This window comes from Streptomyces sp. NPDC055632 (assembly GCF_053618675.1).
Window position 1 is genome coordinate 1 of sequence record NZ_JBSHHY010000060.1, and the last position, 13373, is coordinate 13373.

13 protein-coding genes and 1 pseudogene are annotated in these 13373 nt (G+C 73.4%); 7 read left to right on the forward strand and 7 right to left on the reverse strand.

The features are described from left to right. Positions 1 to 138 precede the first annotated feature (138 nt). Positions 139 to 336, forward strand: a pseudogene (locus tag ACWGSR_RS35885) (arsenic resistance protein); the annotation flags it as partial. 172 nt (positions 337 to 508) lie between these two features. Here ACWGSR_RS35885 and ACWGSR_RS35890 read toward each other — a convergent pair. Next, entirely contained in the window at positions 509 to 673 is a 165-nt protein-coding gene (locus ACWGSR_RS35890) for a hypothetical protein (RefSeq protein ID WP_376245603.1), read from the reverse strand. Positions 674 to 821: 148 nt separating this feature from the next. Next, positions 822 to 1553, reverse strand: a complete 732-nt coding sequence (locus ACWGSR_RS35895) for a TetR/AcrR family transcriptional regulator (RefSeq protein ID WP_376245601.1) — start codon at positions 1551 to 1553, stop codon at positions 822 to 824. 185 nt (positions 1554 to 1738) lie between these two features. On the opposite strand from ACWGSR_RS35895, the gene ACWGSR_RS35900 reads away from it, so the two are divergent. The 4 genes from ACWGSR_RS35900 to ACWGSR_RS35915 all read left to right on the forward strand — a co-directional run bounded on the left by ACWGSR_RS35900 (position 1739) and on the right by ACWGSR_RS35915 (position 6700). Continuing rightward, positions 1739 to 3253: a flavin-containing monooxygenase gene (locus tag ACWGSR_RS35900; protein WP_376245598.1), complete on the forward strand. Its 1515-nt coding sequence runs from the start codon at positions 1739 to 1741 to the stop codon at positions 3251 to 3253. A 52-nt stretch (positions 3254 to 3305) separates the two neighbouring features. Further along, positions 3306 to 4268 carry an AurF N-oxygenase family protein gene (locus ACWGSR_RS35905; protein ID WP_376245595.1) on the forward strand — a complete coding sequence of 321 codons (963 nt, stop codon included), beginning with the start codon at positions 3306 to 3308 and terminating at the stop codon, positions 4266 to 4268. 126 nt (positions 4269 to 4394) lie between these two features. Then, on the forward strand, positions 4395 to 6002 hold the full coding sequence (locus tag ACWGSR_RS35910; RefSeq protein WP_453573303.1) for an FAD-dependent oxidoreductase: 1608 nt from the start codon (positions 4395 to 4397) through the stop codon (positions 6000 to 6002). Positions 6003 to 6199: 197 nt separating this feature from the next. Beyond that, positions 6200 to 6700, forward strand: a complete 501-nt coding sequence (locus ACWGSR_RS35915) for a hemerythrin domain-containing protein (RefSeq protein WP_376245590.1) — start codon at positions 6200 to 6202, stop codon at positions 6698 to 6700. A gap of 219 nt (positions 6701 to 6919) precedes the next feature. Here the strand turns inward: ACWGSR_RS35915 and ACWGSR_RS35920 are convergent, their stop codons facing one another. Both ACWGSR_RS35920 and ACWGSR_RS35925 read right to left on the reverse strand, forming a co-directional pair. Beyond that, entirely contained in the window at positions 6920 to 7960 is a 1041-nt protein-coding gene (locus tag ACWGSR_RS35920) for an NAD-dependent epimerase/dehydratase family protein (protein WP_376245587.1), read from the reverse strand. Positions 7961 to 8086: 126 nt separating this feature from the next. Further along, positions 8087 to 8548, reverse strand: a complete 462-nt coding sequence (locus ACWGSR_RS35925; protein ID WP_376245585.1) for an ATP-binding protein — start codon at positions 8546 to 8548, stop codon at positions 8087 to 8089. Between the two features lie 271 nt (positions 8549 to 8819). Between ACWGSR_RS35925 and ACWGSR_RS35930 the strand changes: the two genes are divergently transcribed. Continuing rightward, complete coding sequence (locus ACWGSR_RS35930; RefSeq protein ID WP_453573307.1) at positions 8820 to 9266, forward strand: ATP-binding protein; 447 nt, start codon at positions 8820 to 8822, stop codon at positions 9264 to 9266. On the opposite strand, the gene ACWGSR_RS35935 is transcribed toward ACWGSR_RS35930, so the two are convergent. Then, on the reverse strand, positions 9244 to 10200 hold the full coding sequence (locus tag ACWGSR_RS35935; protein WP_453573310.1) for a SigB/SigF/SigG family RNA polymerase sigma factor: 957 nt from the start codon (positions 10198 to 10200) through the stop codon (positions 9244 to 9246). The two genes, ACWGSR_RS35930 and ACWGSR_RS35935, sit on opposite strands and share 23 nt — an antisense overlap. 268 nt (positions 10201 to 10468) lie before the next feature. Here ACWGSR_RS35935 and ACWGSR_RS35940 point away from each other — a divergent pair, with 268 nt between their 5' ends. Further along, complete coding sequence (locus ACWGSR_RS35940; protein ID WP_453573312.1) at positions 10469 to 11032, forward strand: type 1 glutamine amidotransferase domain-containing protein; 564 nt, start codon at positions 10469 to 10471, stop codon at positions 11030 to 11032. 386 nt (positions 11033 to 11418) lie between these two features. Here ACWGSR_RS35940 and ACWGSR_RS35945 read toward each other — a convergent pair whose 3' ends face one another. Beyond that, positions 11419 to 12339: an ADP-ribosylglycohydrolase family protein gene (locus ACWGSR_RS35945; RefSeq protein WP_453573314.1), complete on the reverse strand. Its 921-nt coding sequence runs from the start codon at positions 12337 to 12339 to the stop codon at positions 11419 to 11421. A 225-nt stretch (positions 12340 to 12564) separates the two neighbouring features. Beyond that, positions 12565 to 13146 carry a hypothetical protein gene (locus tag ACWGSR_RS35950; protein WP_453573317.1) on the reverse strand — a complete coding sequence of 194 codons (582 nt, stop codon included), beginning with the start codon at positions 13144 to 13146 and terminating at the stop codon, positions 12565 to 12567. Between the last annotated feature and the right edge of the window lie 227 nt (positions 13147 to 13373).

Below are 13373 nucleotides of genomic sequence, written 5' to 3' on the forward strand. Positions count from 1 at the left end.
GCGCGCGTCCGTTCCCGGGTCCGCCGCCCGGCCGGCCTGCGAGGACGGCACCCGGGTCCGCCGGGGGAGCGGTCGGAATCGGCGGACGGGGGAGCGGTTCGGGTGTCGCAGCGGGGGCCGCGGGGTGCGGTCGGGCTGATGGAGCACCACCAGGTCGCGGTCTGTCCGGCGGCGATGGCCGCCGGCGCCCTGCTGGGGCGGGCGGCGCCCGGTCTCGGGCCGGGCCTCGCGCACGCGATCGACCCGGTCCTCGGGGCGCTGCTGTTCGTCACCTTCCTCCAGGTCCCGGCCGCCGACCCGGTGCGCTCGCTGCGCGACGGCGGGGTCCTGTCCGCCGGCGCCGGCCCTGCCCGACTCCCTGGCCGTCGCGGCGGCCGTCGTGGTCACCCAGACCCTCGTCGAGGTCCCCGGCATGGTGGCCCACGTCCGCCTCGTGCCCCGCCCGGCCCCGGACCCGGCCTGACCCACCGGTCGGGCGGCGTCCGCCGCCCGACCGACCGGGCCGGTCCTACCGGTCCCCGTCGTCCGGGTCCACCGGCAGGCCCACTTCCTCGCGGTCCTCTTCGAGGCGCTCGTCGAGCTCCTTCTCGTCGGGGCGCCGGGGCAGGCCGCGTCCGTGACCGGTGTCGGGGTCGCCCTCGACTTCCTTGTTCGACTTGTGGTGGGGTGCCATCGGTCTCTCCTTGCCCTGCGACTGCGGGACCGCGCGACCGGCCGTCCGTCCGTCGTACGGGTCCGGGCTCCGGCGGCGCGAGGGGTCCCTCACACTCAAACCCGGCGCCCACGGCTCCGCAAACGGAGCGGCCCGGCGTCCCGGCCGGTCAGGACCGGGGCCGCGCCGGCGGGTCCAGGGCCTTGCCGATCGTCTGGTCCGGATCGAGCACGAGCCCAAGGCGCAGGGTGGACTGCGAGAGGACGCCCCACAGGGCGTCGCTCAGGAAATGGGTCAGGTCGTCGAGCGAGCTCCTCGACTCGGGGCGGGCGGCCCACTGGTTGACCACCCCGTCCACCAGGCCGACCATGCCGAACGCCAGGTTGAAGGTGAAGCCCGCGGGCGCCTTCCCGCCGTCGACCAGCTGCTCGGCGTACGCGTCGAGCAGCCGCGCCAGGTGGAGGGCGATGGCCGTGCGGGTGCCCGCGACCACCCGGGAGCCGGTGGCGTCCTGCTCGGGCGAGCCGGCCCCGAGGAACCGGTAGAGCCGGGGGTGCTCCGCGACCCAGCCGACGTAGGTGGCGGCGGCGAGCTCGACGGCCTCCCGGACGGTGCCCTTCGGGTCGAGGGCCGGGTACAGCGCGGCCAGCAGGTCGTCGGCGATGCGCGCGCGGATCCGCTCGTCCAGGTCCTCGCGGCTGCGGAAGATCCGGTAGACCACGGAACGGGGCATCCCGGCCTCGGCGCCGATCGCCGCCACGCTGACCGAGGGGCCCTCCCGGCCGATGACGGCGAGGGCCGCGGCGAGGACCTGGTCGCGGCGCTCGGCCCGGTGGCCGGACCAGCGCGTGTCCCGTCCGTCGGGGCGTCCGTCACTGCGTTCTCGTCTGTCCTCCGCCACGGCGTGGATCGTACCCGGCCCGATCAAGAGGGCGCGCACGATCGGTTCCCGGGGGTGGCGCATCGTGTGTTACCGCCGGTACCTTGGACGCGGTGACACAGGTAAATTCCCGCACCGGGCGGCGGCGTCCGAAGCCCGGAGCACCGGTGCGGAAGCACGCGGGACGGCGACAGAGGGGTATCGAGATGGAGCACCAGCACGTCGATGTGCTGATCATCGGAGCGGGGCTGTCCGGCATCAGTGCCGCCTGCCACCTGGCCGACGGGAACCCCGGCACCACGTACGCCGTCATCGAGCGGCGCGCGCGGGTCGGCGGCACCTGGGACCTGTTCCGCTACCCGGGCATCCGCTCGGACTCGGACATGTACACCTTCGGCTACGGCTTCCGCGCCTGGCACGGCACCAGGATCCTCGCCGAGGGCGCGGACATCCGGCGCTACGTCCAGGAGACCGCCGAGGAGCGCGGCGTCACCGAGCACATCCGCTTCGGCCGCAAGGCCGTCCGCGCGGACTGGTCGAGCGACGAGGGGCGGTGGACCGCCGAGATCCTGGACGAGGCCACCGGCGCGACCGAGCTCTGGAAGGCCCGCTTCCTCGTGGGCGCCACCGGCTACTACGACTACGACGCCGGCCACCGGCCGGAGTTCCCCGGCGAGGAGCGCTTCGGCGGCACCCTCGTGCACCCGCAGCACTGGCCCGAGGACCTCGACCACACCGGCAAGCGCGTGGTCGTCATCGGCAGCGGCGCCACCGCCATCACCCTGGTCCCCTCGATGGCCGACACCGCCGCGCACGTCACCATGCTCCAGCGCTCGCCCACGTACATCCTGGCGCTGCCCGCCGACGACCCCGTCTCCACCGTCCTGCGCAAGCTCCACGTCCCCGCCGGACTCGTCCACCGCGTGGGCCGCGCCCGCAACATCGCGCTCCAGCGCGGCCTCTACGCCCTGTGCCGCAAGGCGCCGCGGCTCATGCGCAGGGTGCTGCTCGGAGCCGTACGGGCACGGCTCGGCAAGAGCGTCGACATGCGCCACTTCACCCCGTCGTACAAGCCCTGGGACCAGCGGCTGTGCGTGGTGCCCGGCGGCGACCTCTTCAAGACCCTCAAGAGCGGCAGGGCCTCCGTGGTCACCGACCACATCGAGACGTTCACCGAGAACGGGATCAGGGTGAAGTCCGGCGAGGAGATCCCCGCCGACATCGTCATCACCGCCACCGGCCTGCGGATGCAGCTCGCCGGCGGCATGGAGATCGCGGTCGACGGCAAGCCGCTCGTCACCCGCGACCGCCTCCTCCACAAGGGCGTGATGCTCGACGGCGTCCCCAACCTGGCGATGATCATCGGCTACACCAACGCCTCCTGGACCCTCAAGGCCGACCTCGCCTGCGCGTACATCAGCCGGCTGATCGCCCACATGGACCGGCACGGCCTCACCACCGCCACCCCCGTCGCCGCCGCGTCCGACCGCTCCGACGTCTCCGTCATGGGCGAGTCGCTGACCTCCGGCTACATCGCGCGCGGCGACGCGATCATGCCCCGCCAGGGCACCCGGGACCCCTGGCGGATCTGGAACGACTACTACCGCGACCGGCGGGCCCTGCGGGACTCCCCCGTCGAGGACCCCGCCCTCCGCTTCGGGCGGACCACCCCCGGGACACGGCCCGCCACCGACCGGCAGGACCACGCCCCGGCGGTCTGACGCCGAGCCCACCATCCCTCCGGAGACCGCACGCGAGAGATCGAGGACGACGATGACCATCAGCCAGGAGAGCTACTACGAAAGGCTCCAGACCCTCTCCGAGGCGTCGGTGCACATCCACTTCGACGCCTTCACCGACATCGACTGGGACAACCCCGAGTTCGCCATCGACCCGAAGGACCCCCGCTGGGTGCTCCCCGCGGCCGACCCGCTGGGCGGCCACCCGTGGTACCAGGCGCAGCCGCTGGAGGTCCGGACGAAGATCGGCCTGTGGCGGTACGCCAACATCGTCAAGGTCGGCATGCAGTTCGAGAACGTCCTCATCCGCGGGGTGATGGACTACCTCTTCTCGCTGCCGAACCAGAACCCGGAGTTCCGCTACCTCACCCACGAGGCCACGGAGGAGTGCCACCACACCCAGATGTTCCAGGAGTTCGTCAACCGCGCGGGCGCCGACGTGCCCGGCGGCCGGCGCTCCTTCCGGGTGGTCAGCCGCTTCCTGCCGCTGGCCGGCTCCCTCGTCCCCGAGTCGTTCTTCACCGGCGTCCTCGCCGGCGAGGAGCCCATCGACCACCTCCAGAAGGCGATCCTGCGCGGCGGCGAGGACATCCACCCGCTGATGCGGAGGCTCATGCAGATCCACGTCGCCGAGGAGGCCCGGCACATCTCCTTCGCCCACGAGTTCCTCCGCGTCAAGGTCCCCGGCTACGGCAAGTTCCGCAGGGGCGCCCTCTCGGTGGCCTTCCCGGTCATCATGCGCGTCCTCGGCGACGTCATCGTGGTCCCCGACCGGAAGACCGCCGAGAAGATCGGCGTCCCCCACTGGGTCATCAAGGACATCTTCTGGAAGTCGCCCGACGGCGAGAAGATGCTCCGCGACCTCTTCTCCGACGTGCGGATGCTCGCCGAGGACATCGGCCTGATGAACCGCGCCTCCCGAAAGGTGTGGCGGGCCCTGCGCATCGACGGCCGCCCGTCCCGCTTCCGGGGCGAACCCGCCCCGCACGCCGCCTGACTCACCGGCTCCTCGTCCGGCAGGCGTACGCCGCCCGAGCAGCACACCCGCCCGCCCGCCGGGCGGGACCGCCGACCGGGAACCGTCCCGGCGGCCCCCGTGAACGTGAACGGAGAACCGCTCCCCATGCCCTACGTCGTCACCCGGTCGTGCTGCGCCGACGCGTCGTGTGTGCTGGCCTGCCCGGTCAACTGCATCCACCCCGCCCCCGGCGAACCGGGCTTCGGACAGACCGACATGCTGTACGTCGACCCCCGCACCTGCGTCGACTGCGGGGCGTGCACGACGGCCTGCCCGGTGGACGCCCTCAAACCGCACACCAAGCTCACCGAGGGCGAGCTGCCGTTCCTCGAGATCAACCGCGCCTACTACGACACCTCCCCGCACGCCGACCGCACGCCCATGGCCCTCGTGCCCCCGCAGCGCCGCGCGGAGACGACCGGGCTGCGGGTGGCCGTGGTCGGCGCCGGACCGGCCGGACTGTTCGCCGCCGACGAACTGCTCCGCCACCCCGGCGTGAGCGTCACCGTGTACGACCGGCTGCCCACCCCGTACGGACTCGCGCGGGCGGGAGTGGCGCCCGACCACCAGGACACCAAGCGGGTCACCGAGCTCTTCCGGGCCATCGAGGGCCAGCCGGGCTTCTCGTACCGCCTCAACACCCGGATCGGCCGCGACCTGCACCACGAGGACCTGGTCCGCGACCACCACGCCGTGGTGTACGCCGTGGGCGCGGCCACCGACCGGCGCCTCGGCGTCGAGGGCGAGGACCTGCCCGGCAGCGCCTCCGCCACCGACTTCGTCGCCTGGTACAACGGCCACCCCGACCACGACGGCGCCTTCCACCCGCTGGACGCCGAACGGGCCGTCGTCGTCGGCAACGGCAACGTGGCCCTGGACGTGGCCCGGATCCTGACCGCCGACCCCGACGCCCTCGCCCGCACCGACGTCTCCGACCGCGCCCTGGCCGCGCTGCGCGCGAGCCGGGTCCGCGAGGTCGTCGTCCTCGGGCGGCGCGGACCGGCCGAGGCCGCCTTCACCCTGCCCGAACTGGTCGCGCTCGCCGCCCTCGACGGCGTCGACGTCCTCGTGGAGGGATGGCCCGAGGACCTGCCGGCGGACGCCACGCCGAAGACGGCGGTCCTCGCCGAACTCGCCGCCCACACCCCCGTTCCGGGCCGCCGCCGGATCGTCCTGCGCTTCCTGACCGGCCCGGCGCGGATCGAGGGCGACGACCGGGTGACCGGCCTGACCGTCGTACGGACCGAGCTGCGCCGCGCCGACGACGGCACCGTACGGGCCGCCCCCACCACCGACACCGAGACCGTCGGGACCTCCCTGGTCCTGCGCGCCGTCGGCTACCGCGCCGAACCGGTCCCGGGCCTGCCGTTCGACGCGGAGACCGGCACGGTGCCGCACGAGCGGGGCCGGGTCGAGCCGGGCGTCTACGTCACCGGCTGGATCAAGCGCGGCCCCACCGGCTTCATCGGCACCAACAAGTCCTGCGCCCAGGAGACCGTCACCACGCTCCTCGACGACCTCGAAGCCGGCCGCCTGACCGCCCCCGCCGGCCCGTCGGCCGCCACGGCCCGCCCCGACGCCGTCGACCTCGACGGCTGGCGGGCGATCGACGCCGCCGAGCGCGCCGAGGGCCGCGCCCAGGGCCGTCCCCGCGTCAAGCTCGTCGACCGGGAGGAACTGCTCACCGCCGCGCGCCGCCCCGTCTCCCCCTGACGCCACCGCGACCGGCCGGGCCGGGGGCCAGGGGCGTCACCGACGCCCCCGCACACGCGGACTTCCCTCCCCTTCACCCTCCCGGCCGACGGACGCGCCCTCCGCGATTGGTTCTCCCCGGCAGGGGTACCCGCCGGACGGCACCGCCCCGTGGAGAGGCGGGCCGACGGAAGAACGGTCGAGGAGGAGACGGCACGATGGCGGGCAACAAGGAGAACCAGGACGTGGTCGCGGCCATTCTGAAGGACCACCGCACGATGGAGGACCTGTTCCGCCGGATGCGGAGCGTCGAGGCGGACCGCGCCGCCGCGCTGAAGGAGTTCTCGGCCCTGCTCATCGCGCACGGCGAGGCCGAGGAGTCCGAGGTCTACGGAGCGCTCAAGCGCTTCAAGAACGTCGACGACGAGGAAGTGGACCACGGCACGGAGGAGCACGAGGAGGGGAACAAGGCCCTCCTCGCCCTCCTGGAGGTCGACGACATCGGCTCCGACGAGTGGGACAAGCGCCTGGAGGACCTGGTCGAGGCGGTCACCCACCACCTCGACGAGGAGGAGCGCACCATCCTCAACGGCGCCCGGGAGAGCGTCCCCGACGAGCGCAGGGCCGAGCTGGGCGACGCGTTCCTGAAGGAGCGCGCCAGGCAGCTCGCCTCGGACTGCGGCCGCGTGGAGAACGTGCGCGAGGTCGTCCACGGATGACACGGGAGCCGTGGGGGGGGGGGGGGGCCCCCCCCCGCCCCCCCCCCCCCCCCCCCCCGCACCCCCCCCCCCCCCCCCCCCCCCCCCCCCCCCCCCCCCCGCGCCCTCGCCCCCGCGCCGGGCGGGGGGGCGGGGTTTCCATGGGGCGGGGGGCGCCCCGGGTTGCCCGGGGGGCCGGGGGGGGGGGGGGCCCCCCCGGGCCCCCCCCCCGCCACGTCCTCACCTTCCCGCGCTCCCGCCGGCGCCCACCGGCGCCGCGTCGGCCGTCAGGGGCGGAGTGCCGAGCCCGGCCCCCCGGCCGAGGCCTTCGAGGAACTCGCCGACGGCCTCCTCGGAGGTCCACGACGGCGTCCAGTCCAGTTCCTCGCGGGCCCGCGAGGAGTCGAGCACGGGCAGCCGCATGACCGCGTCGAACAGACCCGGCGCGGCGGGCACCAGGCGCAGGCGCCACGCGGCGGCGAGCACGGCACGGGTCACGCCCGCCGGCAGCGGAACGGCACGGGCCCTCAGGAGCCGGGCCAGTACGTCGGCGTCGAGCACCGGATCGGCCGCCAGGTTGAACGGCCCCCGGACCTCCCGCACCACGGCCGCCCGGTAGGCCTCGGCGGCGTCGTCGGTGTGCAGGGCCTGGAAGCGCAGGCCCTTGACGGAGGGCACGACGGGCAGCACGCCCGGTCGCACGACCCGCCACGGCAGGAGCGGACCCGCGAAGATGCGGCGCTGTTCGCTCGCCGCCTCCTCCTTGAACAGGAACGACGGCCTCATCCGCACGACCCGCAGGTCCGGGTGCGAGAGCTGGAACCCGTCCAGGTACCGCTCCAGATAGGCCTTCTCCCGGGTGTAGGCCGCGCCGGGCCAGCCGTGGGTGGACCAGGACTCGTCGACGGGCCGCCCGTCCGACGGGCCGGGGGAGTAGGCGCCGACCGAGGAGGCGTGCACCAGAGCGTGCACCCCCGCCCGGGCGCACGCCTCGAAGACCCTGACGCTGCCCAGGACGTTGGTGCGCCAGGTCTCGACCGGGTCGTGCGTGGGCTGGAACTTCCAGGCGAGGTGGACGACCGCGTCGGCCCCCGCGAACAGCCCGGCCAGGTCGGGGCCACCGGGGTCGATGTCCGCCGACGCCCAGCGGACCCCGTCGATCCGGAGCTCGGGCACCCGGCGGGCGACGCCGAGCACGTCCGTGACCGTACGGTCGCGGGCGAGGGCCCTGACCACGCTGGTCCCGACGTTTCCGGTGGCTCCTGTGACGACGACCCTCATGGCGCTTGTCCAATCGCGGGGGACGGGTGGAGACGGCGGGGACGCGCCCACCGACGGTTCTCGGCCGGGAACCGGCCATGCCCTGCGAGTGACCGCGCGGTGCGCCCCGTAAACGCCGCCCGCCGCTCAGGCCTCCGGCCGCGGTTGCTCGTCGGCTCCGGACACGGGCGGCACCTCCACCTCGAACCAGACGGCCTTGCCGCCGTCCCTCGGGACACAGCCCCAGGCGGCCGACAGCCGCTCCAGGAGGTACAGGCCGTGCCCCGAGGAGCGGCTCGGACGGTGCGGACCGTGGGGCCGGGGACGCACCGGGCTGGTGTCGCTGACCTGGACCCACAACCGGCCTCCGGCGCGGTCGAGACGCAGCTCGTACGGAACGCCTCCGTGCCTGAACGCGTTGGTGACGACCTCGGAGACCAGCAGCAGGGCGTCCGCGGCGGCGACCCGCCCGGGCGCGCCGGCGGCCCCGAACCACTCGCTCAGCGCCCGCCGCGTCAGGTCCCGGCACGCGCCCGCCATCCCGGGGTCCTCCGTCAGTTCGTAACGACGGGTGCCGGTGGCCACGGACTGTCCACGCTGACCGTTCATACGCTGCGGGTTCCCCGGCCATCAAGGACGAACCATCCTGTAGCGGACATTCTCCCGCCGGCTGTGGCGGCGCCCTCCCGTGAGGCGGCGGGCACGACGCTTTCCCCGAACCCCCTTTCGTAATCCCTCAAATCTCGGGAATGTGACCACAGTTCTCGGAAAGAGGTAAAAGGAGCAAATGGTGTGAGAGGAACGGTGACATCGATGAAGCCCATGACATTCGTGCACGAAGAAGAGGTGGGGGACGAGAGGTCCGAGCCCCGACAGCGTCATGGCTGACGGCGAGGGCGGGGGAGACGGGATGCAGGTGCGGCGGCTGTTGTTGCGCGGGGCGCGGAGGGTGGTGTCGCGCTGTCGGGATTTCACGGCGGAGGCGCTGGCGGACTGGGGGTGGATACCGGCGGGGAGCGAGGCGGGGGAGGAGCGGGTGGAGGACGTGCTGCTCCTGGTGTCGGAGGTGGTGACCAACGCCTGTCTGCACGCCGGCGGACCGGAGGAGTTCGTCCTGCGGCGCGGGCGCGAGGGGCTGCGGGTGGAGGTCGCCGACGCCAGTTCCGAACCGCCCCGTGCGCACGCGCCCCGTTCGCCCGCGCTGCCCGGTGGACACGGTCTGATGGTCCTGGACAAGCTGGCGGGGGCGTGGGGCTACGAGGCAAGGGGCTCCGGAGCGGCGGGGAAGGTGGTGTGGCTGGAGGTCAGCCTGCCGTCCCGTGCGTAGCCTCGTCCGCGGGTCCTCCCGCAGGGGCGCCGTCGGTTTCGAGGCCCTCCCTGAGCTCGCCGAGGATGCGGGTGAGCAGTCGCGAGACGTGCATCTGGGAGAGTCCGATCCGCCGGCCGATCTCGGCCTGGGTGAGCTCCTCCCCGAAGCGGAGTTCCAGGATGCGCCGGTCGCGCTCGTCGAGCCGGTCGAGCAGCGGTCGGAGCGAGGTGAGGTCCTCGATCAGCTCGTAGGAGGATTCGGCGGTCGCCAGATGGCGGGGCTTCGCACCGGAGGCGTTGCCGTCCTCGCCGACCGGGGTGTCGAGGGAGCGGGTGGCGTAGCCGTGGGCGGCGAGCTGGCCTTCCGCGATTTCTTCTTCGGTGAGGTGGAGGTGGTGGGCGAGTTCGGTGCGGGTGGGGCGGCGGCCGAGGTGTTGTTCGAGGTGGTCGGCGGTTTTGGCGAGGTCGATGCGGAGTTCTTGGAGGCGTCGGGGGACGCGGACGGCCCAGCTGGTGTCGCGGAAGAAGCGTTTCATCTCGCCGACGATGGTGGGCAGGGCGAAGGCGGAGAAGTCGACGGCGCGGTGGGGGTCGAAGCGGTTGATGGCTTTGATGAGTCCGATGGTGCCGACCTGGATGATGTCTTCGGTGGGTTCGGCGCGGTTGCGGAAGCGGCGGGCGGCGAATTTGACGAGGCTGAGGTTGAGTTCGACCAGGGTGTTGCGGACGTAGGCGTGTTCGGGGGTGCCTTCGTCGAGTTGGGTCAGGCGGGTGAGGAGGGCGGCGGAGAGGGGTTGGGCGTCGTCGGTGGAGACGGTGGTGGGGCGGGTCAGTTCGGGCAGTCCGTCCAGGGCCGCCCGGCGCATCGAGGCCCCCGGATTCCCGGCGGCCTCAGGACCGTGGGCCGGTTCGGCGGCCCGGGAGCGGGTGGAACGGTTTCCGGCGGTGGACATGAGGTTCCTTCGACGGTGGCGATGGGCCTGCGCCGCTGCCGTGCCACAGGGGGCGGAGAGGGCCCGTCTGTCGAGCTTCCTTCACAGAAGATTCCCGTTTTGAGTGATTTGACACGATTTTCTGGGTAGTCGCGAGCGGATGGCTCGGCGGCGGAGTGGTACAGCGGGGGAGTCGTTTGCGCTTTTTGGCCGCCATGCGAGGTTTGAGGCGCCTGGGGGAGGGTGAGGCGCGGAAAACGAGGGGAATCCCACCAGAGAGGAACGCACAGTGTCGCTCGACGGAAAGAACGTTCTCGTCCTCACGACGAACTACGGCACGGAGCAGGACGAGCTGGAGAAGCCGGTGGCCGCCCTCCGTGAGGCGGGGGCCCGCGTCACGGTCGCCGCGCAGAAGGACGAGGGCGTCCAGACCCTCGTCTCGGACAAGGACCCGGGATCCGTGGTCCAGCCGGACACGACGCTCGCCGAGGCCTCCGTGGACGGATTCGACGCCGTGGTCGTCCCGGGAGGCACCGTGAACGCCGACCAGCTCCGCACCGACGACGACGCCCGCCGTCTCGTGGCGGCCTTCGCCGGGTCGGGCAGGCCGGTGGCCGCCATCTGCCACGGACCGTGGCTGCTCGTGGACAGCGAGCTGACCAAGGGACGCCGGCTGACCTCGTACCCCTCGCTCCGTCCCGACCTCGAGAACGCGGGCGCCACCTGGGTGGACGAGGAGGTCGTCGTCGACACCTCCGGGGGCCACCCCCTGATCACCTCCCGCAACCCGGGCGACCTCGATGCCTTCTCGACGGCGATCATCCGCAGCCTGAAGGGCGAGGCGGCGGCCTAGGGCCTGTCCGGCGGATCACGGCCGGGGCCGCGACGCCCGGCACGGCATCTCGCCGCGTTGCCGAAACGCCCCGATGGCTCCGCTGTCGACCCGCTCCGGCGCCTTGCGAGGCTTCCCCCAGGCCCTTGCGGGCCCTGGGGAGACCCCATGCACCGGACGCCGCGGCCTCCCCGGCCCTGATCCGCCGGACAGGCCCTAGGGCGAGCAGCCCGTAGGCGCGTACGTACGCGCATGGAAAACCGTGCCCGGCCCTGGCGACATCCGCCGGAGCCGGGCACGTTCGGTGGCGGGCGGTCTGCGGCGGTCTACGGACGGTCGTTCCCGCCCGGATCGGCGGGGCCGTGGCCGGCGGGAAGGGCCGGATGCTCCGTCCCGGTGGCGTGCTGTCAGGCCACAGTGTCGCGCCCGGCCCGGGGCAGTGGTTCGAGGGCCGCGTGCCACGAAGGAGGAAGGGCGGCGACGCCGGTGCGGGCCGCGATGACCCCGCCCGCGATGGCGCAGGTGGTGTCGATGTCGCCGTGCCCGGCGACCGTGATCCACAGGCCCTCGTGCAGGTCGTCGAGGTGCCCCGCCGCACACCACAGGGCGTACGGGACGGTGTCGGGCCCCGACATCCGGTAGCCGGAGCCCAGGACCTCCGCGGCGTGCCGGACCGAGGTGCGCTCCGGCATCCGGGCCGCGATCCGCACTCCCGACCGGACGTCGCTGTCGGGGAGCCGTTCGGCGACCGCCCGGAGGAAGTCCCGCCTGGCCGGGGCGGGCCCGCCCCGGCTGCGGGTCGCCAGCGCCGCAGCCAGGGCGACCGCCACCGCTCCGGTGACCGCCTCCGGGTGGTGGTGCGAGACCGTGCTCTGGAGGGCGGCCTGCTCGGCGGCCACGTCGAGGTCGGCGCTGTGCCAGGCACCGAGCGGAGCGGCTCGCATGGCCGCGCCGTTGCCCCAGGAGCCCTGGCCGCCGAACTGCCCGGCGACCACCTCCCGCCAGGGCTCGCCCGCGCCGATCCGGCGCAGCACGTCGTGCATCGAGGCCCCGTACCCGCGGTGCGTGTCCTCGACGTAGGCCGCCGCGAGGCGCAGGGCCAGGCGGTCCTGGTCGACGGTGCCCCCGCCCTCGACGAGCTCCCCGACGAGAACCAGAGCCTGGGCGGTGTCGTCGCTCCACCGCCACAGCGGCTCCGGGGGCGGCGTCCGCGCCTCCAGGGCCGCCGGACCGTTTCTGCGCAGGATGCCGAACCAGCGGTCGCCGAAGGCGTCGCCGAACGCGAGCCCGTGCAACGAATCCAGTACGGCGGTAGGCACGTCGATCATCGGCGCAGTATCGCAGCGCGACGGCTCTCCCGCACCGCGATTTCGGAACATCCAGGCTTCTGACCTGGCCGGACACGGTGCTGGGCGCCTTGGTCCGCAGCTCCGAAGCCGCTGATCGCCCTCACGAAGCCTTCCTGCTCACCATGATCCCTTGCTCGCCCTCGCCGACATCGACCGCGCCCTCATCCGCTGCCGCAGGCTCGTGCCCGCCCGGGGCGGCAAGGCTCAGGTGTTGGCGGCGCCGTAGCGCAGGACGTCGCCCTGTGGAAACAGGTACCCGATGTCCCGTGTCCGCGGCAGCCTTCCGGCCAGCGTCGATGCGTCGGTGCAACCGGAGACCTCGAAACCGACGATGCCCAGGCTGAAGGGGGCCCTCCTGAAGGTTTCGGCTCCGATGGCGGCGAGCCAGTCGTCCAGCACGTCCGACCTGAAGAACGGCCGGCCGTCCCAGTAAGCGATGCCCGCCTGTTCCAGCGCGCCGACGGGGACGTAGAAGTCCAGCCAGTCGCTGCCGTCGTCGCCCCGGATCGCCACACAACCGCACACGACCAGGTGGCCCGTCGGCAGCCGCACCCGACCGTGCAGGTGGCCGAACTCGGCCAGTGAGCCGACCGTGCACGGCACGGGTTCCTGCTCCTCGGGCTCACGGTCCGTCCTCCCGAAGCACCCGCGGACGCCCGCGGCGGACCACAGGGCACTCAGGACGGCTTGGACCCGGGCGTCGTCACTCGACCCGACCTCCACGGCCAGCTCGTAGTAGCCGTCGGACCAGTCGGCCCGGTCCCGGAAGTCGGCAGGGCTCGTCATGGCGTGATCATGTGGCAGAGCCGTCTCTCCGCGCCACCCGTATCCAAGCGCGCGGTCGGAACGATCGAGACGGCCTTCCACAAGAGAGGTGGCCTTCTGCGAGAGGGGGGGGGGGGACGCCACCCGCCGGGGAAACCCCCCCCCAGGTGTGGGGTGGGGGGGGGGGGGGCCGACCAGGGGCCCGGTACGCCCGGGGGGGCCGGGGCCGGGGGGGGCCGGGCCGGCAG

What these genes read in the sequence shown, in the direction of transcription:
- ACWGSR_RS35890 (WP_376245603.1), bottom strand. Translation starts at nt 673, where the DNA reads ATGGCACCCCACCACAAGTCGAACAAGGAAGTCGAGGGCGACCCCGAC.
- ACWGSR_RS35900 (WP_376245598.1), top strand. Translation starts at nt 1,739, where the DNA reads ATGGAGCACCAGCACGTCGATGTGCTGATCATCGGAGCGGGGCTGTCC.
- ACWGSR_RS35905 (WP_376245595.1), top strand. Translation starts at nt 3,306, where the DNA reads ATGACCATCAGCCAGGAGAGCTACTACGAAAGGCTCCAGACCCTCTCC.
- ACWGSR_RS35910 (WP_453573303.1), top strand. Translation starts at nt 4,395, where the DNA reads ATGCCCTACGTCGTCACCCGGTCGTGCTGCGCCGACGCGTCGTGTGTG.
- ACWGSR_RS35915 (WP_376245590.1), top strand. Translation starts at nt 6,200, where the DNA reads ATGGCGGGCAACAAGGAGAACCAGGACGTGGTCGCGGCCATTCTGAAG.
- ACWGSR_RS35920 (WP_376245587.1), bottom strand. Translation starts at nt 7,960, where the DNA reads ATGAGGGTCGTCGTCACAGGAGCCACCGGAAACGTCGGGACCAGCGTG.
- ACWGSR_RS35925 (WP_376245585.1), bottom strand. Translation starts at nt 8,548, where the DNA reads ATGAACGGTCAGCGTGGACAGTCCGTGGCCACCGGCACCCGTCGTTAC.
- ACWGSR_RS35930 (WP_453573307.1), top strand. Translation starts at nt 8,820, where the DNA reads ATGGCTGACGGCGAGGGCGGGGGAGACGGGATGCAGGTGCGGCGGCTG.
- ACWGSR_RS35935 (WP_453573310.1), bottom strand. Translation starts at nt 10,200, where the DNA reads ATGTCCACCGCCGGAAACCGTTCCACCCGCTCCCGGGCCGCCGAACCG.
- ACWGSR_RS35945 (WP_453573314.1), bottom strand. Translation starts at nt 12,339, where the DNA reads ATGATCGACGTGCCTACCGCCGTACTGGATTCGTTGCACGGGCTCGCG.
- ACWGSR_RS35950 (WP_453573317.1), bottom strand. Translation starts at nt 13,146, where the DNA reads ATGACGAGCCCTGCCGACTTCCGGGACCGGGCCGACTGGTCCGACGGC.